Annotated in this window: 18 protein-coding genes, 2 tRNA genes and 3 rRNA genes; 8 read left to right on the top strand and 15 right to left on the bottom strand. The window is 64.6% G+C overall.

Annotated features, from left to right (window positions below; genetic code table 11):
• The first annotated feature begins 156 nt into the window (after positions 1-156).
• Genes CBM2586_RS17645 through CBM2586_RS17635 form a run of 3 tightly spaced genes read left to right on the top strand, consistent with a single transcriptional unit; the run spans position 157 to position 4,093 of the window.
• Positions 157-1,083 (top strand): AAA family ATPase, encoded by a 927-nt coding sequence (locus CBM2586_RS17645; RefSeq protein WP_115688940.1) that lies wholly within the window; start codon positions 157-159, stop codon positions 1,081-1,083.
• A gap of 5 nt (positions 1,084-1,088) precedes the next feature.
• Positions 1,089-2,117 carry a DUF58 domain-containing protein gene (locus CBM2586_RS17640; protein ID WP_115688938.1) on the top strand — a complete coding sequence of 343 codons (1,029 nt, stop codon included), beginning with the start codon at positions 1,089-1,091 and terminating at the stop codon, positions 2,115-2,117.
• Positions 2,114-4,093 (top strand): transglutaminase TgpA family protein, encoded by a 1,980-nt coding sequence (locus CBM2586_RS17635; protein ID WP_115688936.1) that lies wholly within the window; start codon positions 2,114-2,116, stop codon positions 4,091-4,093. Before CBM2586_RS17640 ends, CBM2586_RS17635 begins: the two co-directional genes overlap by 4 nt.
• A gap of 231 nt (positions 4,094-4,324) precedes the next feature.
• Here the strand turns inward: CBM2586_RS17635 and CBM2586_RS17630 are convergent, their stop codons facing one another.
• Complete coding sequence (locus CBM2586_RS17630) at positions 4,325-4,657, bottom strand: hypothetical protein (RefSeq protein ID WP_115688934.1); 333 nt, start codon at positions 4,655-4,657, stop codon at positions 4,325-4,327.
• Between the two features lie 271 nt (positions 4,658-4,928).
• Entirely contained in the window at positions 4,929-6,395 is a 1,467-nt protein-coding gene (locus CBM2586_RS17625; RefSeq protein ID WP_115665743.1) for a DegQ family serine endoprotease, read from the bottom strand.
• Between the two features lie 178 nt (positions 6,396-6,573).
• Between CBM2586_RS17625 and CBM2586_RS17620 the strand changes: the two genes are divergently transcribed.
• The gene (locus CBM2586_RS17620; protein ID WP_115688932.1) at positions 6,574-7,050 is read left to right on the top strand and encodes a MarR family winged helix-turn-helix transcriptional regulator; all 477 of its coding nucleotides are present in this window, start codon (positions 6,574-6,576) and stop codon (positions 7,048-7,050) included.
• Positions 7,051-7,101: 51 nt separating this feature from the next.
• Entirely contained in the window at positions 7,102-7,524 is a 423-nt protein-coding gene (locus tag CBM2586_RS17615) for an organic hydroperoxide resistance protein (RefSeq protein ID WP_018004795.1), read from the top strand.
• A 63-nt stretch (positions 7,525-7,587) separates the two neighbouring features.
• Here CBM2586_RS17615 and CBM2586_RS17610 read toward each other — a convergent pair whose 3' ends face one another.
• The 7 genes from CBM2586_RS17610 to CBM2586_RS17580 all read right to left on the bottom strand — a co-directional run bounded on the left by CBM2586_RS17610 (position 7,588) and on the right by CBM2586_RS17580 (position 13,617).
• Complete coding sequence (locus tag CBM2586_RS17610) at positions 7,588-7,875, bottom strand: GIY-YIG nuclease family protein (protein ID WP_115688930.1); 288 nt, start codon at positions 7,873-7,875, stop codon at positions 7,588-7,590.
• A 130-nt stretch (positions 7,876-8,005) separates the two neighbouring features.
• Positions 8,006-8,119: ribosomal RNA gene (rrf, locus tag CBM2586_RS17605) — 5S ribosomal RNA — on the bottom strand.
• A 113-nt stretch (positions 8,120-8,232) separates the two neighbouring features.
• Positions 8,233-11,109 (bottom strand): 23S ribosomal RNA (locus tag CBM2586_RS17600).
• A 293-nt stretch (positions 11,110-11,402) separates the two neighbouring features.
• Positions 11,403-11,478: transfer RNA gene (locus CBM2586_RS17595), tRNA-Ala, on the bottom strand.
• Positions 11,479-11,489: 11 nt separating this feature from the next.
• Positions 11,490-11,566: transfer RNA gene (locus CBM2586_RS17590), tRNA-Ile, on the bottom strand.
• Positions 11,567-11,628: 62 nt separating this feature from the next.
• Positions 11,629-13,155 (bottom strand): 16S ribosomal RNA (locus tag CBM2586_RS17585).
• Together the 16S, 23S and 5S rRNA genes with 2 tRNA genes alongside form the textbook arrangement of a ribosomal RNA operon.
• Before the next feature lie 123 nt (positions 13,156-13,278).
• The gene (locus CBM2586_RS17580) at positions 13,279-13,617 is read right to left on the bottom strand and encodes a hypothetical protein (protein ID WP_145987425.1); all 339 of its coding nucleotides are present in this window, start codon (positions 13,615-13,617) and stop codon (positions 13,279-13,281) included.
• A 100-nt stretch (positions 13,618-13,717) separates the two neighbouring features.
• Here CBM2586_RS17580 and CBM2586_RS17575 point away from each other — a divergent pair, with 100 nt between their 5' ends.
• The 3 genes from CBM2586_RS17575 to CBM2586_RS17565 all read left to right on the top strand — a co-directional run bounded on the left by CBM2586_RS17575 (position 13,718) and on the right by CBM2586_RS17565 (position 16,269).
• On the top strand, positions 13,718-14,107 hold the full coding sequence (locus CBM2586_RS17575; RefSeq protein ID WP_062804077.1) for an OsmC family protein: 390 nt from the start codon (positions 13,718-13,720) through the stop codon (positions 14,105-14,107).
• 362 nt (positions 14,108-14,469) lie between these two features.
• Positions 14,470-15,291, top strand: coding sequence for a hypothetical protein (locus tag CBM2586_RS17570; RefSeq protein ID WP_115665746.1), 822 nt, complete (start codon positions 14,470-14,472; stop codon positions 15,289-15,291).
• A 228-nt stretch (positions 15,292-15,519) separates the two neighbouring features.
• Positions 15,520-16,269 (top strand): DUF3047 domain-containing protein, encoded by a 750-nt coding sequence (locus CBM2586_RS17565; RefSeq protein WP_231942652.1) that lies wholly within the window; start codon positions 15,520-15,522, stop codon positions 16,267-16,269.
• Here CBM2586_RS17565 and CBM2586_RS17560 read toward each other — a convergent pair.
• The 6 genes from CBM2586_RS17560 to CBM2586_RS17535 all read right to left on the bottom strand — a co-directional run bounded on the left by CBM2586_RS17560 (position 16,266) and on the right by CBM2586_RS17535 (position 21,803).
• A complete protein-coding gene (locus tag CBM2586_RS17560; protein ID WP_115688928.1) occupies positions 16,266-17,027 on the bottom strand; it encodes a lipoyl protein ligase domain-containing protein in 762 nt (253 codons plus the stop codon). The genes CBM2586_RS17565 and CBM2586_RS17560 overlap by 4 nt on opposite strands.
• Positions 17,028-17,073: 46 nt before the next feature.
• Positions 17,074-17,415 (bottom strand): carboxymuconolactone decarboxylase family protein, encoded by a 342-nt coding sequence (locus tag CBM2586_RS17555; RefSeq protein WP_115665748.1) that lies wholly within the window; start codon positions 17,413-17,415, stop codon positions 17,074-17,076.
• A gap of 75 nt (positions 17,416-17,490) precedes the next feature.
• Entirely contained in the window at positions 17,491-18,606 is a 1,116-nt protein-coding gene (locus CBM2586_RS17550) for an acetoin dehydrogenase dihydrolipoyllysine-residue acetyltransferase subunit (protein ID WP_115665749.1), read from the bottom strand.
• On the bottom strand, positions 18,606-19,622 hold the full coding sequence (locus CBM2586_RS17545) for an alpha-ketoacid dehydrogenase subunit beta (protein WP_115665750.1): 1,017 nt from the start codon (positions 19,620-19,622) through the stop codon (positions 18,606-18,608). The genes CBM2586_RS17550 and CBM2586_RS17545 overlap by 1 nt, the downstream gene beginning before the upstream one ends.
• A 34-nt stretch (positions 19,623-19,656) precedes the next feature.
• Positions 19,657-20,670 (bottom strand): thiamine pyrophosphate-dependent dehydrogenase E1 component subunit alpha, encoded by a 1,014-nt coding sequence (locus CBM2586_RS17540; RefSeq protein WP_115665751.1) that lies wholly within the window; start codon positions 20,668-20,670, stop codon positions 19,657-19,659.
• A gap of 65 nt (positions 20,671-20,735) precedes the next feature.
• Positions 20,736-21,803: an ATP-NAD kinase family protein gene (locus CBM2586_RS17535; protein WP_115688926.1), complete on the bottom strand. Its 1,068-nt coding sequence runs from the start codon at positions 21,801-21,803 to the stop codon at positions 20,736-20,738.
• Positions 21,804-22,081 lie beyond the last annotated feature (278 nt).

Here is a 22,081-nt window from a genome sequence, read left to right as displayed (position 1 = left end):
CGCATCCGCAGCCTGCGCGCCGCGCCGGGCCAGCGGCCGCCTGCGTACGGCAACAGACGGTCGCGCCCGCGGTGCGCGCCGCTACAATGCGCTGGTCTTTGCCCGATAATTCCTGCATCCACCGCGATTTTTTCAGGCTCTGCGCCGAGGTCCCACGTGACTGCACGCCCCCGCATCGTCGCTTCGCTGGCCGAGGCCCAGGCCCAGCTGGGCCGCATTGTCCTTGGCAAGCCACAACAGGTGCGGCTGGCGCTGGCCTGCATGCTGGCACGCGGCCACCTGCTGCTGGAAGACGTGCCGGGTGTGGGCAAGACCACGCTGGCGCATGCGCTGGCGCGCACGCTGGGGCTGCACTACCAGCGCGTGCAGTTCACCAGCGACCTGTTGCCGGCAGACCTGATCGGGGTTTCGGTCTTCGTCCGCGACGCCGGCGAATTCCGCTTTCACCGCGGCCCCGTGTTCGCGCAGGTGGTGCTGGCCGACGAGATCAACCGCGCGCCGCCCAAGACCCAGAGTGCGCTGCTCGAGGCGATGGCCGAGCGGCAGGTGACCCATGACGGCGCCACGCACGCGCTGCCGTCGCCGTTCTTCGTCATCGCCACGCAGAACCCGCTGGAGCAGATCGGCACCCATGCGCTGCCCGAATCCCAGCTGGACCGCTTCACCATGCGGCTGTCGCTGGGCTACCCTGACCCGGCCTTCGAGCGCGTGCTGTACCTGGGCGGCGCCAGCGCGGGGGAGCTGCCGCCGGTGATGAATGGCAGCCAGGTGCTGGCGCTGCAGGAAGCGGCCGCGCAGGTGTACGCCAGCCCGGCGCTGGTCGATTACGTGCTGGCGCTGGTGCAGGCCACGCGCAGCCACGGCGGCCTTGCCGCGGGACTGTCGCCGCGCGCCGGGCTGGCGCTGCTGGCATGCGCGCGCGCCTGGGCGCTGCTGGCACAGCGCGACCTGGTGCTGCCCGAGGACGTGCAGGCAGTGTTCACGGCCGTGGCCGCGCACCGCCTGTTGCCGGCCGGCGCCGGCGGCCACGCCGCCGTCGAGGGCCAGCTGGCCGCGCTGCTGGCCGGCGTGGCGATCCCCTGAGCGCCATGGCGGCGCGCAAGGGCTTGCTCGGCGGCACGCCACCCCTGGTTCGCCGAGCCGCCAGCCGGCGCCCCGCCGGCGGTGCCGGCGGCGTGGTGCTGCTGGACCGGCGCCATCTCTATATCCTGCCCACGCCCGGCGGGGTCGGCTTTGCCGTGGTGCTGGCGGCGATGCTGATGACCTCGCTGAACTACAACATCAGCCTGGGTTTTGCGCTGACCTTCATGCTCGCCGGCATCGGCATGTCATGCATGTGGCTGGCCTACCGCAACCTGCTCGACCTCGCCGTGGCCGCGGGGCCGGTGGCGGCGGTCCATGCCGGGCAGGACGCGACCTTCCATGTGCGCGTCGACGGCCGTGGCGACGACGCGCGCATTGGCATCGAGGCGCGCGTGCCGGCGATGCCGGAAGTCGCTGCCGCGACGCTGACGCTCGATGCCAATGCCAGCGGCATGCTGGCGCTGCGCGTGCCGGCGCCACGCCGGGGCCGCCTGGAGCTGCCGCGCGTGACCATCGCGAGCCGCTTTCCGTTCGGCCTGTTCCAGGTCTGGAGCCATGCGGACCTGGAGCTGTCGACGGTGGTCTACCCCGCGCCGGAGCCCGGCGCCCCACCACCGCCGCCGGCGCACCGCCCGGATCATGGCGACGGCGCGCACGCTGCCGCCAGCGCGGCGCGCAGCGAAGGCGGCATCGACCAGCTGCGCCGCTACCGCAGCGGCGACCCGCTGCATCGCATCGCCTGGAAGCACAGCGCACGCACCGGCCGCTGGCTCAGCCGCGCCGGCGACCCGCCGGGGCAGCCGGCGCGCTGGCTGGACTGGCACGCCCTGCCCGCCGGCATGGAGCCCGAGGCCCGGCTGTCGCGCCTGTGCGCATGGCTGCTTGCCGCCGGCGACGAAGTCGAGATCGGCCTGCGCTTGCCCGGCATGGAATTGGCGCCGGCGCGCGGCGCCAGCCACCGGCGCGCGTGCCTCGAGGCGCTGGCCATGTGGCCACAGCGTCCCGGCCCAGTTCGCGCAGCGCAACACGCATGAAAGCCGCGCCCCGGCCGCTGCGGCACGAAGACCACGGCCTGCTGCTCGGCCAGCTGGCGCTGGTGCTGGCACCGCAGGCACGCACGCTGCCCGTGGCGGTCAGCCTGCTGCTGGTGCTGTTGCTGGCGTGGCGCTGGCTGCTGTGGCGGCGGCGGGCGCCGCTGCCGTCGCGCTGGATGCTCGGCACCACCGCGATGCTGGTGCTGCTGGTGGCGGGTGCGCTGGTGTGGCAGGACGGTGGCGGCATCGGGCGCGAGCTCGCGGTGGCGCTGCTGGGCGCCTTCGTGATCCTCAAGCTGCTGGAATGCCGCGCGCTGTCGGACGCGACCCTGGTCACGCAGCTGTCGTTCTACTTGCTGCTGACGCTGTACCTGTCCGACCAGCCGTTCTGGCTGGCGCTGTACAGCCTGGCGATCGGCGCCTGGGTACTGCGCAACTGGCTGCTGCTGCATCACCCGGAGGCGCGCAGCCGGCTGGCGATCTGGCCGCTGCTGGGCCGCATGGCGCTGCTGGGCTTGCCGTGGGCGCTGGCGCTGTTCGTGCTGTTCCCGCGCCTGGAGCATCCGTTGTGGCAGCTGCCCCAGTCCGCGCCGAGCGGCACCACCGGCATCAGCGACACCATGCGCCCGGGCAGCGTGGGGCAACTGATCCGTTCGCCGGAAATCGCCCTGCGTGCCGAAATCGCCGGCGCGCCGTTGCCCGCGGCCGCGCTGTACTGGCGCGCGCTGGTACTGTGGGAATACGACGGCACCACCTGGCACCCCTCACGCCTGCGGCGGCAGCAGCTGGCCCCCACGGCCGGCACCGGCGGAACTGGCGGCACTGCCGGCATCGACATCAGCATCACGCTGGAGCCCAGCCGGCAGCGCTGGCTGTTCGTGCTCGACCGCGGCCAGGCGCTGTCCGCCGGCGCGGATGCCGCCATCACGCCCGATGGCGAGTTCATGGCGCGCCGGGCGGTGGACCAGCGCATCCGTTATCGCACGCATTCCACGCTGTCGCCGCCGGCGGAATTGCTGCCGCCGGCCACGCTGCGGCTGGCACTGAGCCTGCCGCCAGGCAACCCACGCGCGCGCGCGCTGGCCGCGCAATGGGCACAGCGCCATGCCGATCCCGCCGCGCGCGTGCAGGCCGCGCTGCGGCTGTTCGCGGCAGCGCCTTTTGCCTATACGCTCGCCCCGCCGCCGCTGGGGGCCGAACAGGTCGACAGTTTTGTGTTCGACACCCGGCGCGGCTTCTGCGAGCACTACGCCAGCAGTTTCGTCTTCCTGATGCGCGCCGCCGGCGTGCCTGCGCGCGTGGTCACGGGCTACCAGGGCGGCGAGTACAACCCGATGGCCAACCACTACGTGGTGCGCCAGTCCGATGCGCATGCATGGGCCGAGGTCTGGCTCGAGGGCCGCGGCTGGGTACGCGTGGACCCGACCAGCGCGGTCGCGCCCAGCCGCATCGAGCAGGGGCTCGATGCGGTGGTCGGCAACGAAGCCGCTGACTGGCGTCCGTCGCGGCAGCCGGCATGGCTCAAGGATTTGCGCTGGGCCTATGAGGGCATGGTCTACACCTGGCAGCGCTGGGTGCTGCAGTACGACCATGCGCGGCAGCAGCGGCTGCTGCAAGCGCTCGGCACCAGTGCCGGTGCCGGACCGCTGCTGGCGGCCGTGCTTGGCATGCTGTGCCTGCTGGCGCTGGTGCCGCTGTGGCGGCGGCGCGCGCCCGCGGATCCGGTCGGCGCGGCCTATGCGCGCTTCTGCGCGGTGCTGGCCCGCCACGGCTGCACGCGCGCGTCTGCCGAAGGCCCGCAGGACTTCGCGGCGCGGGCCAGCGCGCAGCTGCCGCGCGCCGGCGAGGCAATCGCCGCCGTCAGCGCCGCCTATGTCAGCCTGCGCTACGGCAACCTGCCGGCCGAAACGCAGGCGCAGGTGCTGGCGTCGATGCGGGCCGGCATCCGCGGGATCCCGGCGGCCTTGCGTCGATAACGGGCAGGCGGGACCAGGGCGCGCCGGCCACGCAGCACGCTACGCTTTTCGCTTGCGAGGATATCAAGGGTCTGCTTGCCGGACTGGCTAGAACCGCGCCGGCTGTAGGCTACGCTCGGGAACTGCAGAAACGACTGGGGAAGATCAGGGGAGAAGCGAAGGCACCGCGCGCGAAGGGTGGGCGCGGACGGGTCGCAGTGCCGGCGGTCGCGGCACCGGCGAAGATCCTGCTCAGAACAGCGACAGCTGGCGCATGCCGAAACCGATGGTCTCTTCCACGCGCGCACGGGCGTGGGCCAGCGAGCCTTCCGCGCCGGAATAATTGCCGGCGGCCCAGTGGTAGACCACGGGAAGCTCGCCGCGCTCGGACAGGCGCACTTCACCAAGCTTGTCGCCACGCTCGTTGCGGTAGAAGTGCGAACGGTAGCCGCGCTCCCAGTGCGGGGCGACCTCTTTCTTGCGCCGCCCGGGCTTCGGCGCCGAGCCGGTGGCTGACGTCGTTGACGTCAGTCGCCGCGCTCTATCGGTACCCGGCATCGGGGCACGGGTGAAATCCAACTGCATAGACTTCCTCTTTGTCGATTCAGCAGAACCAGGGCCGGCGGGGGCTGCCGCCGCATGCTTCGTGCATCGCAGTCGAGATGATACCTGCTGGCGCGCTTTCTGTAAGCAGTTCGTTGCGCTGAATCCCGCCTCCGGTAAGGCTTAGCGGGCCGTATACCCGCACGTAAACCGGTTCGTAAACGTGTCGGTATACGTGCGCGTATACGGCCCGCGAGGACGTCAAAGCCTTGCTGGTTAACGGCTTGCGGGCACACAGCGGTGCCCGCGAGGATCAACCGAGATCGAGCGGAATGAAGATGCGCGCATCATCGCGCTGCACCAGCAGCGCTACCTGCTTGCCCGACTTGCCCACCAGCGTGCGCAGCTGATCGACCGATGCGATCGGCGTACCGTTGAGCGACAGGATCACGTCGCCGGGCTGGATGCCGACGCGCGCGGCGGGGCCGGTCACGTCCTCGACCACCAGGCCGCCTTCGATGCCGCTTTCGCGCTTCTCCGCCGGCGACAGCGGGCGCACGGCCAGCCCCAGCCGGCCGTTGGCCTCCTTGCCGCCCGCTTTTTGCGCCATCGCCTGGTCCCGCGCGGTGCCGACCGTCACCGCCAATGTCATCGGCTGGCCCTTGCGAATGATCTTCAGCGAGCTCTGCGTGCCCGGCTTGATATCGGCCACGTGCTCCGGCAGGTCGCCCGAATGATCGATCACGTCGTTGTCGAGCTGCACGATGACGTCGCCGGGCTTCAGTCCCGCGCGCGCGGCGGGGCTGTCAGGCTCGACCGAGTTGACCAGCGCCCCGGTCGGCTTGGGCAGGCCGAACGACTGCGCCAGCGCCTGGTTGACCTCCTGCACGCTGATGCCGAGGCGTCCGCGCGTGACCTTGCCGTGCGCCACCAGTTGCTGCTGCACCTTGGTCGCCACGTCGATCGGGATTGCGAACGAGAGGCCCTGGTAGCCGCCGGTCTGGCTGTAGATCTGCGAGTTGATGCCGACCACCTCGCCGCGCTGGTTGAACAGCGGACCGCCCGAGTTGCCGGGATTGACCGCCACGTCGGTCTGGATGAACGGCACATAGGTATCGTCAGGCAGCGAGCGCGACTTCGCGCTGACGATGCCCGCGGTCACGGTGTTCTCGAAGCCGTAAGGCGAGCCGATCGCCAGCACCGGCTCACCCACGCGCACCTGCGACGGATCGCCCAGGCGCACGGTCGGCAGGTCCCTGGCATCGATGCGGATCACTGCCACGTCGGTCTGCGGATCGGTGCCGAGCACCTTGGCCTTGAACTCGCGGCGGTCGGTCAGCTTGACCGTGACTTCCTGCGCGCCGTCGACGACGTGCGCATTGGTCAGGATCAGCCCATCGGGGCTGACGATAAAGCCCGAGCCCTGCCCGCGCACCAGTTGCTGCTGGCCACCTTGCGGCCCCTGGAACTGCGGTCCGAAGCGCTTGAAGAACTGGAACAGCGGATCGTCCGGATCGATGCCGGGCGGCATCTGCACCGCAGTGCGCTGGGCGCGCGCGGTCACGCTGATATTGACCACCGCGGGTCCGTATTGCGCGACGATACCGGAGAAATCCATCGGCCTGGCCACGGCCGCCGCCGGCTGGGCGGCAGCCACGACGGGAGCGGGAGCCGCGTAGCCCGGGGGGATGACTTCTCGCTGCAGATAGGCATAGCCGCCGCCTAGCGCGGCCAGGGCCGCGATACCAACGGCGGTGCGAGCAATGGTCTGGCGCATCATAGGAGTTCCTTTCCTTTAAGCATCTGGCGTCGGCACGATGCGACGCAACACCGTCATGCTAGCGACCAAGACTTAAAACAGACTTAAGGCTCAGGCGCGATGTCCAGCCACGCCCTTGTCCGAGCGTGCACGGAAAAATTTATCTTGCACACAATCAAATTGCGTCTAATATATCGACATGGACCGCGACAACGAATCCGCCACCGACTGGCTTTTGCTGGACCACCAACTATGCTTTGCGCTGTACTCGAGCTCGTTGGCGATGACCAAGTTGTACAAGCCGCTGTTAAGTGAGCTTGGGCTTACTTATCCGCAATATCTCGTCATGCTGGTCTTGTGGGAGACGGAAACGCTGTCGGTCTCGGAACTTGGCAATCGCCTGGCGCTGGACTCGGGGACGCTGACGCCACTGCTGAAGCGGCTCGCTGCGACGGGTCTGGTGACCCGCACGCGGGACGCTGCGGACGAACGCCGGGTCCTGGTCAGCTTGACCGAAGCCGGCCGCGCACTGCGCCAGCACGCGACCGGGATTCCCGAACAGATGTTATGCGCCACGCAATGCCCGGTCGAAGAGATCCAGGCGCTGACGCGGCGCTTGCATGAACTGCGGTCGACGCTAGAACAAGCGCGGACCGATTCCAGCTTGTCGGACTGACGGCAGGCATTAACGATGGCGCCCCTGCGGGCAACCAAACCGGAGCCTTAAATGAAACTCGAGAAAGTCGTTTATACCGCCCATGCCACCGCCACCGGCGGCCGCGATGGCCGTGCCACCACGTCCGACGGCCAGCTCGACGCCAAGCTGGCCGTGCCGAAGGAAATGGGCGGGGCCGGCAATGGCCTGAATCCGGAGCAGTTGTTTGCTGCCGGCTATTCGGCCTGCTTCCTGGGCGCGATGCGCTATGTCGCCAGCCAGCAGAAGATCAACGTGCCCGCCGATGCATCGATCCAGGGCGCGGTCGGCATTGGTCCGATTCCGCAGGGCTTCGGCATCCAGGTCGAACTGAAGATTTCCCTGCCGGGCTTCGAGCGTGAAGCAGCCGAAAAGCTGGTCGAACAGGCGCACCAGGTGTGCCCCTATTCGAACGCGACGCGCGGCAATATCGATGTCACGCTGACCGTGGTCTGAAGCGGCAAGTCAAAAGAAAACGGCCCGTATCGCGCTTGCGATGCGGGCCGTTTTTCTTTGATCTCACGCCGTCTGTTCCTCCGCGTCGAGGGCAGGCAGTTGCGCGCAAAATGACCGCTTCTGCGCCGAACTCATGCGTTTGATCTCGATTTCTGCCTTCAACGCTTCCGATTTGGAGGCGAAGCGCACCTGCCCCAGCACGCGAATCGGCTTGCGCGAGCGCGTATATTTGGCGCCTTTACCGGACTGGTGTTCGGCAAAACGGCGCGCCACGTCCGTGGTGATTCCGGTGTAAATGGACTCGCCGGTGCATTCAAGCAGGTAGAGATACCAGGCGCAGTCAGCGGACATGTGCGGAAATGGGAAGCTGCGGCAATGGTATTACGGCACTACGGCAATGGCGAGCGCGGCCAGCGAACCGGCGACGAAAAAGCAAAAACCCCTCGCAGCACACGCTGTCGAGGGGTTTTGCACAATAAGAGCCTGGCGATGACCTACTTTCACACGGGTAATCCGCACTATCATCGGCGCGGAGTCGTTTCACGGACCTGTTCGGGATGGGAAGGGGTGGTTCCAACTCGCTATGGTCACCAGGCATGAGGGGTTGTGGCGCTGTCGTGGGACAGCGTCACGAATCGGGATGTAGTGTTGGTTGTGTGTGTATCGAGGCACAAGGCGATCGCTCACCAGGTGAAACACACTGGTTATAGGATCAAGCCTTACGGGCAATTAGTACTGGTTAGCTTAACGCATTACTGCGCTTCCACACCCAGCCTATCAACGTCCTGGTCTCGAACGACCCTTCAAGGCGGTCAAGCCGCCAGGGAATCCTCATCTTCAGGCGAGTTTCCCGCTTAGATGCTTTCAGCGGTTATCTCTTCCGTACATAGCTACCCTGCGATGCCTCTGGCGAGACAACAGGTACACCAGCGGTACGTCCACTCCGGTCCTCTCGTACTAGGAGCAGCCCCCGTCAAGATTCCAACGCCCACGGCAGATAGGGACCAAACTGTCTCACGACGTTTTAAACCCAGCTCACGTACCTCTTTAAATGGCGAACAGCCATACCCTTGGGACCGGCTACAGCCCCAGGATGAGATGAGCCGACATCGAGGTGCCAAACACCGCCGTCGATATGAACTCTTGGGCGGTATCAGCCTGTTATCCCCAGAGTACCTTTTATCCGTTGAGCGATGGCCCTTCCATTCAGAACCACCGGATCACTATGTCCTGCTTTCGCACCTGCTCGACTTGTCGGTCTCGCAGTTAAGCACGCTTTTGCCATTGCACTTTAGGTACGATGTCCGACCGTACCAAGCGTACCTTCGAACTCCTCCGTTACACTTTGGGAGGAGACCGCCCCAGTCAAACTGCCTACCATGCACTGTCCCCGACCCGGATTCACGGGCCAAGGTTAGAACCTCAAACAAACCAGGGTGGTATTTCAAGGACGGCTCCACGTGAACTAGCGTCCACGCTTCAAAGCCTCCCACCTATCCTACACAGATCGGTTCAAAGTCCAATGCAAAGCTACAGTAAAGGTTCATGGGGTCTTTCCGTCTAGCCGCGGGGAGATTGCATCATCACAAACACTTCAACTTCGCTGAGTCTCGGGAGGAGACAGTGTGGCCATCGTTACGCCATTCGTGCAGGTCGGAACTTACCCGACAAGGAATTTCGCTACCTTAGGACCGTTATAGTTACGGCCGCCGTTTACCGGGACTTCAATCAAGAGCTTGCACCCCATCATTTAATCTTCCGGCACCGGGCAGGCGTCACACCCTATACGTCCACTTTCGTGTTTGCAGAGTGCTGTGTTTTTATTAAACAGTCGCAGCCACCATTTTATTGCAACCCCTTCACCCTTCTGGCGCAGGCCAGTCAAGCTACCAGGGCGTACCTTATCCCGAAGTTACGGTACCAATTTGCCGAGTTCCTTCTCCCGAGTTCTCTCAAGCGCCTTAGAATACTCATCTCGCCCACCTGTGTCGGTTTGCGGTACGGTCTCGTATGACTGAAGCTTAGAGGCTTTTCTTGGAACCACTTCCAATTGCTTCGCAGCACTAGGCCGCTCGCCCCACACTCTTGAATCCCGCGCCCGGATTTGCCTGAGCGCCTTCTCCAATGCAGGGACCGGGACTTCCAACACCCGGACAACCTTCCGCGATCCGTCCCCCCATCGCATCATACGACGGTGCAGGAATATTAACCTGCTTCCCATCAGCTACGCATCTCTGCCTCGCCTTAGGGGCCGACTCACCCTACGCCGATGAACGTTGCGTAGGAAACCTTGGGCTTACGGCGAGGGGCCTTTCACCCCCTTTATCGCTACTCATGTCAGCATTCGCACTTCTGATACCTCCAGCATCCTTTACAAGACACCTTCACAGGCTTACAGAACGCTCTCCTACCACGCACTTGCGTGCGTCCGCAGCTTCGGTATATAGCTTAGCCCCGTTACATCTTCCGCGCAGGACGACTCGATCAGTGAGCTATTACGCTTTCTTTAAAGGGTGGCTGCTTCTAAGCCAACCTCCTGACTGTTTTAGCCTTCCCACTTCGTTTCCCACTTAGCTATATTTGGGGACCTTAGCTGGCGGTCTGGGTTGTTTCCCTCTTGACACCGGACGTTAGCACCCGATGTCTGTCTCCCGTGATTGCACTCTTCGGTATTCGGAGTTTGCTATGGCGGGGTAATCAGCAATAGACCCCCCAACCATGACAGTGCTCTACCCCCGAAGGTGAGACACGAGGCACTACCTAAATAGTTTTCGGAGAGAACCAGCTATTTCCAGATTTGTTTAGCCTTTCACCCCTATCCACAGCTCATCCCCTAACTTTTCAACGTTAGTGGGTTCGGTCCTCCAGTACGTGTTACCGCACCTTCAACCTGGCCATGGATAGATCATCTGGTTTCGGGTCTACACCCAGCGACTCAACGCCCTGTTCGGACTCGCTTTCGCTACGCCTTCCCTAATCGGTTAAGCTTGCCACTGAATGTAAGTCGCTGACCCATTATACAAAAGGTACGCCGTCACCCCTTACGAGGCTCCGACTGTTTGTATGCATGCGGTTTCAGGATCTATTTCACTCCCCTCCCGGGGTTCTTTTCGCCTTTCCCTCACGGTACTGGTTCACTATCGGTCGATCACGAGTATTTAGCCTTGGAGGATGGTCCCCCATCTTCAGACAGGATTTCACGTGTCCCGCCCTACTTGTCGCACACCTAGTTCCACAAGTCTGTTTTCGCATACAGGGCTATCACCTGCTATGGCCGGGCTTTCCATCCCGTTTTGCTAACAGTCCTGCTAAAGAGTGCAAGGCTCTTCCCATTTCGTTCGCCACTACTTTGGGAATCTCGGTTGATTTCTGTTCCTGCAGCTACTTAGATGTTTCAGTTCGCCGCGTTCGCTTCCCACACCTATGGATTCAGTGTGGGATGACCCATACGGGCCGGGTTTCCCCATTCGGACATCTCCGGATCAAAGCTTGTTTGCCAGCTCCCCGAAGCTTTTCGCAGGCTACCGCGTCCTTCATCGCCTGTGATCGCCAAGGCATCCACCACATGCACTTGTTCGCTTGACCCTATAACAAGTGTGTCTCATCGACACGCTCACTACAGGTTGAGTTCTCGCATTTGTGCCGTATTCCAAGTCATCTTTCGATCACTTAAATACATTTTGGTTGATACAATCACAACCCGGTATCACGTTAAACTACATGTGCGTCTCATCAACGCACCGTGACACCTTTACTACATCCCATATTGTTAAAGAACAGCCGATCTTGCGATCGCTTGGCAATGCCAAATGAAAACACTCGCAACCTCATCGTCGCGATGCGCTTTCATTTGACAACCAACCCAAGGCACCAGGTAGTGGTGGAGGATGACGGGATCGAACCGACGACCCCCTGCTTGCAAAGCAGGTGCTCTCCCAGCTGAGCTAATCCCCCTTCGGATAACTTGGTGGGTCTGGTAGGACTTGAACCTACGACCCCCGCCTTATCAAGACGGTGCTCTAACCACCTGAGCTACAGACCCTTGGCTGTAACAGCAAACAAACCGATAAGTGTGAACGCTAGGCTTGAGACACAAGCCTCTGGAAAGGAGGTGATCCAGCCGCACCTTCCGATACGGCTACCTTGTTACGACTTCACCCCAGTCATGAACCCTGCCGTGGTAATCGCCCTCCTTGCGGTTAGGCTAACTACTTCTGGCAAAACCCACTCCCATGGTGTGACGGGCGGTGTGTACAAGACCCGGGAACGTATTCACCGCGGCATGCTGATCCGCGATTACTAGCGATTCCAGCTTCACGTAGTCGAGTTGCAGACTACGATCCGGACTACGATGCGTTTTCTGGGATTAGCTCCCCTCGCGGGTTGGCAACCCTCTGTACGCACCATTGTATGACGTGTGAAGCCCTACCCATAAGGGCCATGAGGACTTGACGTCATCCCCACCTTCCTCCGGTTTGTCACCGGCAGTCTCTCTAGAGTGCCCTTTCGTAGCAACTAGAGACAAGGGTTGCGCTCGTTGCGGGACTTAACCCAACATCTCACGACACGAGCTGACGACAGCCATGCAGCACCTGTGTCCACTTTCCCTTTCGGGCACCTAATGCATCTCTGCTTCGTTAGTGGCATGTCAAGGGTAGGTAAGGTTTTTCGCGTTGCATCGAATTAATCCACATCATCCACCGCTTGTGCGGGTCCCCGTCAATTCCTTTGAGTTTTAATCTTGCGACCGTACTCCCCAGGCGGTCAACTTCACGCGTTAGCTACGTTACTGAAGAAATGAATCCCCAACAACTAGTTGACATCGTTTAGGGCGTGGACTACCAGGGTATCTAATCCTGTTTGCTCCCCACGCTTTCGTGCATGAGCGTCAGTGACGTCCCAGGGGCTGCCTTCGCCATCGGTATTCCTCCACATCTCTACGCATTTCACTGCTACACGTGGAATTCTACCCCCTCTGACATACTCTAGCCTGACAGTCACAAGCGCCATTCCCAAGTTGAGCTCGGGATTTCACGCCTGTCTTATCAAACCGCCTGCGCACGCTTTACGCCCAGTAATTCCGATTAACGCTCGCACCCTACGTATTACCGCGGCTGCTGGCACGTAGTTAGCCGGTGCTTATTCTTCCGGTACCGTCATCGACGCCGGGTATTAACCAGCGCCATTTCTTTCCGGACAAAAGTGCTTTACAACCCGAAGGCCTTCTTCACACACGCGGCATTGCTGGATCAGGGTTGCCCCCATTGTCCAAAATTCCCCACTGCTGCCTCCCGTAGGAGTCTGGGCCGTGTCTCAGTCCCAGTGTGGCTGATCGTCCTCTCAGACCAGCTACTGATCGTCGCCTTGGTGGGCCTTTACCCACCAACTAGCTAATCAGACATCGGCCGCTCCTGTCGCGCGAGGCCTTGCGGTCCCCCGCTTTCACCCTCAGGTCGTATGCGGTATTAGCTAATCTTTCGACTAGTTATCCCCCACGACAGGGCACGTTCCGATGTATTACTCACCCGTTCGCCACTCGCCACCAGGCCGAAGCCCGTGCTGCCGTTCGACTTGCATGTGTAAGGCATGCCGCCAGCGTTCAATCTGAGCCAGGATCAAACTCTTCAGTTCAATCTCTGTGTGGGTCCGAAGACCCTCGCTCTTTCGAGCGGTCGCTCACTCTCAGAAAACTGACTGACCAGATCCGAAGACCCGGTCACGTTTTGCTGTGCGAGCACTGTATAACTTGAAGCATCACTGTCCGTAGACAGCGGCGTCCGCTACCCAGCGCCCACACTTATCGGTTGTTTGTTTGTTAAAGAACTTCGCCACCCGGCTTTGCCGTTCAGCGCGCTGCGTTGTCTGCAGCAGAGAAACGAGATTATGCAGAGCTTTCTTCGTTTCGTCAACCGTTTCAGCAAACTTTATTGCTGCGGTCAGCGCTGCAAACCTCGCTGCGCCAACCTCCCGGCCGACCTCGCAACCCTTGCTGCGCCTGCCTTGCAGGAACCGCGTTGTGTTGCGAGGGGGCGAATAGTAAGCGAGCGCGGCGGGATTGGCAAGGGGTTTCTGCGAACCAGTCGAAATTGGCACAAATGCGCCTTTGCCGGCGCTTCTGACCGGAAGCCGGGCTGCTTATAGAATGGCCGTTCCGGCCCGCGGGGCCGCTCCTTTAAAGAGATGGGGACGTTCGATGACTATCCAAGCGACATGGAAGCCAAGCCAGGGCAACAGCATCTGCCAGCTGACCAATGGCACCGCCGAATGGCAGGCCGATCTGGACGCATCCGCCGGCGGCGACACGCGCTACCCGAACCCGCATGACTTGCTGGACTCGGCCCTGGCTGCCTGCACGACCCTGACCTTGCAGCTCTATGCAAAGCGCAAGGGCTATGCGGTCACTGACGTCCAGGTCTCGGTCGGTCATGAGGAAGCCAATGGCACCTACACCATGCAGCGCGAGGTCAAGGTCAGCGGCGACCTGTCGCCCCAGATCCTCGAAGACCTGCTGCGCGTCGCCAATCGTTGCCCGGTGCACAAGACGTTGTCCGGACAGTTCTCGATCCAGACCTCGATGGCATGACCGGCGCATGCCCGCTCATCTGATGGGGTTGCCATAGAAAATGAGAATCGTTAGCATTTGACCCCTCGGGTTCTGACACCACCTGAGTCAGCAAATGGGTTGGCCGGACACGCTATCGTGTCCGGCTTTTTTCTTTTGCGGGGAGCGGTGTCACGGTCCTGACAGCCAGCCGCAATACGCTACGCCGCGATCCGCCCATCCGACCCAACGCCCCCATGTGCTGTGTTGGCTGGCCCACCAAGTTCCGTTCGGGAAGCGGTCAAAACGGCGGTGTCGACACACTCTGCGCCCCACCGCCGGCTTACCATGGAACAAAGCAAACAATAAAAACGCTTAAATAACGAAGCGAGCGGGGGGATGCCTTGACCAACTTCATTGAAGCCTATTGCGCGCAGATTCGGCAAACGGGCGCCGGCAGCGTGATCGCGAAACCCGTCGTGGTGGCGCGGGACAGCACCTACGCCATGCATTACGTACCGTGCGAATACCTGAATCCGCAGGCCGCGCTGGTGCTGGTCAGCACCACGCCGGGCCATGCCCATGTGCGGCTGGCTGCTGCGGTGACCGAGGAACTGCTGCACAACCACGCGCCGGGCCGCGTGGTCCAGCGCGAGAACAAGCGGCGCGTCGAACTCGGCGGCAAGCTGGTGCGGCCCAACCTGATCCGCATGCTCGACCACTTCCGCGTGCCGGAACTGGTGGGACTGCCGCACGCCGCCGCCTTGTGGAACGATGGCTTCGAGCGCCTGCAGCCGCTCGCCCTGTTGCCGCATGCCACCACGCGGCGCGGGCTGGCTTTCGACGGCCCGCTGGAAGAACTGCTGGACGCGCCGATGTTGCGCGAAGTCTTCGAGACGCAGTTCCTGGGCGCCGTGCGCCAGATGCGCACTGACGCGCTGTACATCGCCCTGGGCCGCACCGCCTGGGCGGCGCTGCAGCATGCGGCCACGCGCAGGTTGCTGGCGCGCCGCCAGTTGCTGGGCATGATGCCGGTGCCGGCGCGTGCGGGCAGCATGGTGCGCTACTTCCTGCGAGAGATCGCCGCCAGCGCCCTGTCGGCCAAGGATCCGGTGCGGCACCGCGTGGACTGGCTCGACGCCGCCCACGCCGAACTGGAAGGCAATGTCCGGAAATTGCGCAGCTCCATCCGACCGGATCCGCATCCCGCTTACCTGATCGCTTAAGCGGCCGCTCGCCTACCTTGTTGTGTTCATAGACCCCACGCAAGTGGGGTCTTGCGAGGCCGGTTTGCGTCGATAACGTCTCCTGAGGAAATTGACACTCCTCGCATTCCCGATTTGCGGCCCCTCGTGGGCCGCGATTTTTTTGTGCTGGTCAAAGCGGACAGGGTGCACAGCGCTCGGGCACACGGTTTGCGTTGCGTCTCAGGTCTCGTATTCCGCTGATCCGCCATGATGACCATCCGTGCGTTGCCCCTTGTCTTGTATGCCACCCTGCTGCTTGCCCCGCTGTCAGCGGCGGCGCAAAGCGGCAAGCCTGGGCTCGTCGTTTCCCAGCGCGAGCCGGGCGGCGCGCTGCCGGCGGACTGGAAAAATTTACCGGTGGCCGAAGGCAAGGCGAGGACCGAGTACCAGCTGGTGGCCGATGGCGGCACCACGGTGCTGCGGGCGCAAGCCAATGGCTCGGCGTCCGCGCTGATGCATGCGGGCGACGTGGACCTGTCGCGTACGCCCGTGGTGGCCTGGCGCTGGAAGGCAGAAGGCGCGATACCCGGCGCCGACAACCGCGACGGCGCACGTGAAGACGCGCCAGCGCGGCTGGTGTTCTTCTTCGACGGCGACTCCAGCAAGCTCCCGCTGGGCGACCGCGCCGCAATGCAGCTGGCCAGGACCATGGCCGGCGAGGAACTGCCCTATGCCACGCTGATGTATGTGTGGTCGACCAGTGCCGCGCCCGGCAGCGTCATCCCCAATCCACATACCGGCCGCGTGCAGATGATCGTGGTATCCGGCGCCGACGACGCCGGCAAATGGCAGAACCTGCGGCGCAACCTGGCACGCGACTATGAACGCGTCTTCCACGAGCCGCCCGGACCGCTCAAGGCCTACGGCATCATGAGCGACACCGACAACACCCACGCCGCCACCCGCGCCTGGTACGGCGACATCCGCTTCCTGCCGGCCACCGCGGCGAAGGATTAGGCCGGGACAGGATGCTGCCCGAGGCCTGACCGCAGCGCCGCCGCGACCATTGCCGTCAGCGCGGCACCGTCCGGCGCGCCACGCCCGCTGGCCTCAAGCGCCTGGTGCACGCTGACCACCTTGCCCGCGTCATAACGCCGTTCGCTGCCGATCGCCGCCTCGAAGGCATTGGCGCGCGCATTGATCTGCTCCGGGTCGGCGCTGACCAGCAGCACCGCATGGGCCAGCACCAGGTGGCGCTGGCCGTCGGCCGCCTGCATCGCCGCTGGCGCGCGCCGCCAATACTGGGCCGTGCCGGCGATCTTGCGGGCGGCTTCGGGCGGACCCCAGGCAAGGTTGTAGCGACCATCGCAGAAGGACCCGGCCACCGCCTGCCAGTGGGTCTCGATGCCTAGCGAGCGCAGCGCGCCGCCAATCACCGCGCACAGGTGCAGGTAGACCGCGTCGCTGAGCGCGCCCGGGGGCTGTCCGACCGGGTAAGCCAGGCTCAGGTTGAGGATGCCGGGCCCCTGCGGGACCAGGCCGCCGCCGGACATGCGCAGGAATACCGGACACCCCTGCCGGGCGAAATCGGCGCGCGCGGTTTCCAGTGCCGCGTGGCGCAGGTAGGTGCGCGGCACCACCAGGGACAGGGGTGCCTCCCACACCTGCGCCACGTGCCGGCCCTGGCCAGCAAGCTCGAGCAGCGCCAGTTCCTCCTGCAACGGGTCGCCGCCGGCGTGGCCGGCGGCACTGGTCTCGACAAAACCAAACGGCATCGGATCGTACCCGCGCGGGAATGGCAATGCGCCGAGTCTAGCAAGGCTAGCCGTTGAGCGCATCGAAATACGCCAGCGCCTTCGACGCATACATCGCGCCCGGGCCGCCGCCCATCTCGATGTTGAGTGCCAGCACTTCGGCCAGTTGCCCGCGCGCGGCGCCGTGGCGCAATGCCTGCGCGGTGTGGAACAGCACGCAGTCATCGCAGCCCTTTTGCACGGCCAGCGCCACCGCGACCAACTCCTTGACCGAGGCCGGCAGGCTGCCTTCCTGCGTGGCGGCCTTCATCAGGCCCTGGAATGCGCTCATGGCCGCCGGCTGGACCTGCGCGAGCGCGGCAAACTGCTTGTTGATCTGGGCCAGGCGGGTCTTCAGTTCTGTGCTCATGAAATATGTCGTCGTGATTCGGTTGAGATAGACCACGGCGGGGCGGCAGCACACGCGGCCGCCCGCGCCGCGGCATCAGCCGCCGAGGTGCTGCCTGAGCAGCGCGTTGAAGTCGTTGGCCTTCTCCATCTGGCTCATATGGCCGGCATCGGCAAAGACCTTGACGGTAGCGTCCGGCGGCGCCGCCTCGGCATGCTCGGCCGGGATGATGCGATCCTGGCCGCCCCACACCACCAGCACGCGCTTGCCGCTGTCGGCCAGGCGCTGGCCCGGCTGCTCGCTCTGCCGGCCGCCGCCGAACAGGGCCTGGCCGAGCGCGCTCAGCGCCTCGTCGACGCCATCGAGCCGCTTGTAGCGCAACAGGTCATCCAGCATTTGCCGGCTCACCAGCCCGGGGTCGGCAAACAGCAGTTCGACCACGGGCTTGAGCTCGCGCCGCGACTGCGCCTTGACGAAGCCATCGGTATAGTCGCTGTTGACGGCCTCGCCGAAGCCCACCGGCGACACCAGCGCCACCGACAGCACCCGCTGCGGCGCAGCCACCGCGAGCTGCGCGGCCACGCCGCCGCCCATCGAATGGCCGACCACATGCGCGGCGTCGATGCCGGTCTCGTCCATGAAGCGCGCTACAAAGCCGGCCATCTGCGCCAGCGACGTGCCCGCGAGCCGCGGCGACGACTGTCCGTGGCCGGGCAGGTCGAGCGCCACCACGGTGTACGCGTCGGCGAGGGGGTCGAGGTTGAACAGCCAGTTGTCCAGGTCACCGCCAAATCCGTGGATGAAGAGCACGGTCTGGGCGCCTTCGCCCTTGCGGGCATAGCGGACCCGGATGCCGTCGACCTCGGCGAACTGGTACGCGGCGGCGGCGTCCTCGTCGCCGCCGTCGTCCGCCGGCGTTTCATAGGCCGCCACGTATTCATCGATCTGCGCATCGCTCACCTCCGCTGGGGCCAGCACGCCAAGCAGCGCCTTCACCGGCAGCACATCGCCGGCCTGCGCCACCTTGCGGCGCAGCGTGCCCGCGTCGGGCGCTTCCACCGCATTGGCGATCTTGTCGGTCTCCACGTCGAGAATCGGCATGCCCACGGTGATCTCGGTGCCTTCGTCGACCAGCCAGGCATTGACCGTGCCTTCCTTCATCGACAGGCCCCATTTGGGCATCACGATCGGGGTAATTGCAGGCGTGGCCATCAGTGCTTGCCTCCCTTCACGGTCTTGCGCGCGGCATTGACGATCTGTGCCGCGCTGGGGATATACAGGTCTTCCAGCGTGGGCGAGAACGGCACCGGCGTATGCGGCGGGCATACCATCTCGATGCCGGCCTTGAGCGCACCGAAGGCCTGCTGCGCAACCTGGGCGGAGATATCGGTGGCGATATTGCAGCGCGGGCTGGCCTCATCCACCACCACCAGGCGCCCGGTGTTCTCGACCGATTCCAGCACCGTGTCCATGTCCAGCGGCGAGAGCGTGCGCAGATCGACGATCTCGGCCTCGATCCCTTCCCTGGCCAGCGTCGCCGCCGCTTCCAGCGCGCGATGCACCATCAGCCCGTAGGTGACGATAGACACGTCCTTGCCGTCGCGCACGATATTGGCTTCGCCGAACGGGATGGCATAGGCGCCTTCCGGGACATCGCCCTCCAGGCCATAGAGATTCTTGTGCTCGCAGAAGATCACCGGGTCGTTGTCGCGGATCGCCTGGATCAGCAGGCCCTTGGTGTCGTACGGCGTGGACGGGCACACCACCTTCAGGCCGGGAATATGCGTGAACAGCGGTGTCAGCATCTGGCTGTGCTGCGCGGCGGCGCGGAAGCCCGCGCCGACCATGGCGCGGATCACCACCGGGGTCTCGGCCTTGCCGCCGAACATGTAGCGGAACTTGGCGGCCTGGTTGAAGATCTGGTCGAAGCAAACGCCCATGAAGTCGATGAACATCAGTTCCGCGATCGGGCGCATGCCGCATGCCGCGGCGCCGATGGCGGCGCCCACGTAGGCCGATTCGGACAGCGGCGTGTCCAGCAGCCGGTCGCCGTGCTTGGCATACAGGCCCTTGGTCACGCCCAGCACGCCGCCCCACGCGTCCTTCTCGCCGTCCGCGCCGGCGCCGCCGACGATGTCCTCGCCCAGCATGATGACGCTGGGGTCGCGGGTCATTTCCTGGTCGATCGCCTCGTTGATCGCCAGCTTGATGCTCAGTTTGCGAGCCATGTCTGTCTCCTGTGAATGGGTTGCGCGTGGCGGATCAGTAGCTGACGTAGACGTCGGTCAGCAGGTCCTCGGGCCCCGGCTGCGGCGCCGCCTTGGCTTCCTGCACGGCGTGCTCGATCAGCGCGGCGACTTCGCGGTCGATGGCGTCGAGCTCTTCGCGTGCGATCACGCCGGCCTGCGTCACGGTGCGGCCGAACAGCTTCAGGCAGTCCTTGTTGGCGCGGATGTCGTCGAGTTCGCCGGCGGCGCGGTAGGTCTGCGCATCGCCTTCGAAGTGGCCGTAAAAGCGGACCATCTTGCATTCGAGCAGCGACGGCCCGCCGCCCTCGCGCGCGCGGCGGATGACTTCGCCGGCGGCTTCGTGGACCGCGAAGAAATCGGTGCCATCGACGGTCACGCCCGGGATGCCGAAGCCCGCGGCGCGGTCGACGTAGCTGTCCACCGCGGTGCCGTAGTCGCGCGAGGTCGATTCGGCGTAGCCGTTGTTCTCGATCACGAAGATCACTGGCAGATTCCACACCGCGGCCAGGTTCAGGCTTTCGAGAAAGGTGCCCTGGTTGGAAGCGCCGTCGCCGCAGAAGGTGATGCCGACCTCGCCCTTGCCGCGGAACTTGGCCGCCAGCGCGGCGCCGCAAATCAGCGGTGCGCCCGCGCCGAGGATGCCGTTGGCGCCCATCATGCCCTTGGACAGGTCCGCGATATGCATCGAGCCGCCCTTGCCGTTGCACGAGCCGCCCTTCTTGCCGTAGATCTCCTTCATCATCGCCACCGGATCGACCCCCTTGGCAATGCAGTGGCCATGGCCGCGGTGCGTGCTGGCGATGCGGTCGCCGTCGTGCAGGTGGTGCAGGATGCCGACGCCCGCGGCTTCCTCGCCCGCGTACAGGTGGACAAAGCCCGGGATGTCGCCGCGCGCGAAGTCCACGTGCAGGCGTTCCTCGAAATCGCGGATGGTGCGCATCTTGCGATACGCCGTCAGCAGCGTCTCCTTGTCGAGCGGCAGCGCGCCGCGGGGTTGCGCCGGATCTTGCGAAGCTCTGGCTGTCATGTCTGTCTCCTTCGTTGTGAGGTGTTGCACTTCAAGAAAAGCGGGGCATGCGCGGTCGGGCGTGCTCAGGCCAGCGCGTGCTGCGGCACGCTGCGCATCAGGTGGTGGCGCGCCGCGTGGCGCATGCAGGCGGCGACGTCGATGCTGCGGAAGGCATGGTCGTGCAGCGTGACCGTGACTTCGTCGTCCGGGCCGAAGGTCAGCTCACGCTCGCCGTCCAGCGCGACGACGCCACTGCGCTGGCGCACGCGATGGGGGCGGCCGTGCGCGAGCCGCTGCCAGCCGGCAATCGGCACGGTGCACATCAGGCCCGGCGCGATCGGCGCGCTCAGTTCGAATTCGCCCGCGCCCGGCGCAGCCAGTTTGATGGCGAGGCCGCCGGCTTCGCGCCGACCCACCGGCTCGAGCAAGCCGGCGATGGAGGACAGCCCGATCGCCTCGGGATCGGCAAACGACACGTAGACCGCGGCCAGCGTGTCGGTCTTCCACAGCGCGCGCGCGCCGATGAAGTGTTCGTGCGAGATCACCGCGTCGACCAGCGCGATATCGCGGCGGAAGTTGCCATTGCCATCGCGGATAACGACGTCCAGGCGCTTGTTCGACGCCAGCGCCTGGCTGGCCGGAATGCGCCCGGTGGCATAGAGCCCGGTGGCGAGGCCGGTGACGGTGGGTTCGCGCATCTCGGGGTAGGCATTGTTGGTGCCGGTCGACAGGCCCGCGATCGGCACTGCGCCGCATTCGCGCACCACGGCGCGGTGGGTGCCGTCGCCGCCCAGCACGATGATGGCGGCCACCCCCGCATCGGCCATGCAGCGCGCGGCGTGCAGCGTGTCGTCGACGCGCGAGGCCACCGGCATGTCCAGGTAGGCGACCTCTGGCAGGCTCGCATCCGGTCCCTGGCGGTGCGCCAGGTGCCGCGCCAGCATGACGCGCAGTCCCTCGCGGTCGGGCATCATCAGCACGCGCCGCACGCCGCAGGACGACAGCGCGGCCAGCAGGCGCAGCACGATATTGACGCGGTCGGCCAGCTGCAGGCTGTTGGCGTTGGCGATCACGCGGCGGATGTCGCGCGCCGAAACCGGATTGGCGATGATGCCGACCAGCGGCGCATCGGCGAACCTTGGCTGCCCCATTGCCTGTCTCCTGATTGTCGTTGTGGTGACAGGCGTATTTGCAATGGCTGTGCCAGTGGCCGGATGGCATCGCGATGGCGCAACTCGGGCATGGCGGTGCCCCTGGCTTCAGGGATAACCCGCAAAAACTCGCGCCGATTTCGCCAGACGGGCGGGCTGGATGGCCGCCACGGCGAGACAGGTGTCACAGTACAGGTGTCCGCAGTGGACACGCGTAACGGCTCATGACCGGCGTCCGGCCCGCCTGGCAAGGCCGACGAGTAGCGCAGTCAGGAAAG

It is taken from the genome of Cupriavidus taiwanensis (assembly GCF_900250115.1).
Taxonomy (GTDB): domain Bacteria; phylum Pseudomonadota; class Gammaproteobacteria; order Burkholderiales; family Burkholderiaceae; genus Cupriavidus; species Cupriavidus taiwanensis_B.
Note: the sequence above shows the minus strand (reverse complement) of the source record. Positions and strands in the feature narration are given on the sequence as shown.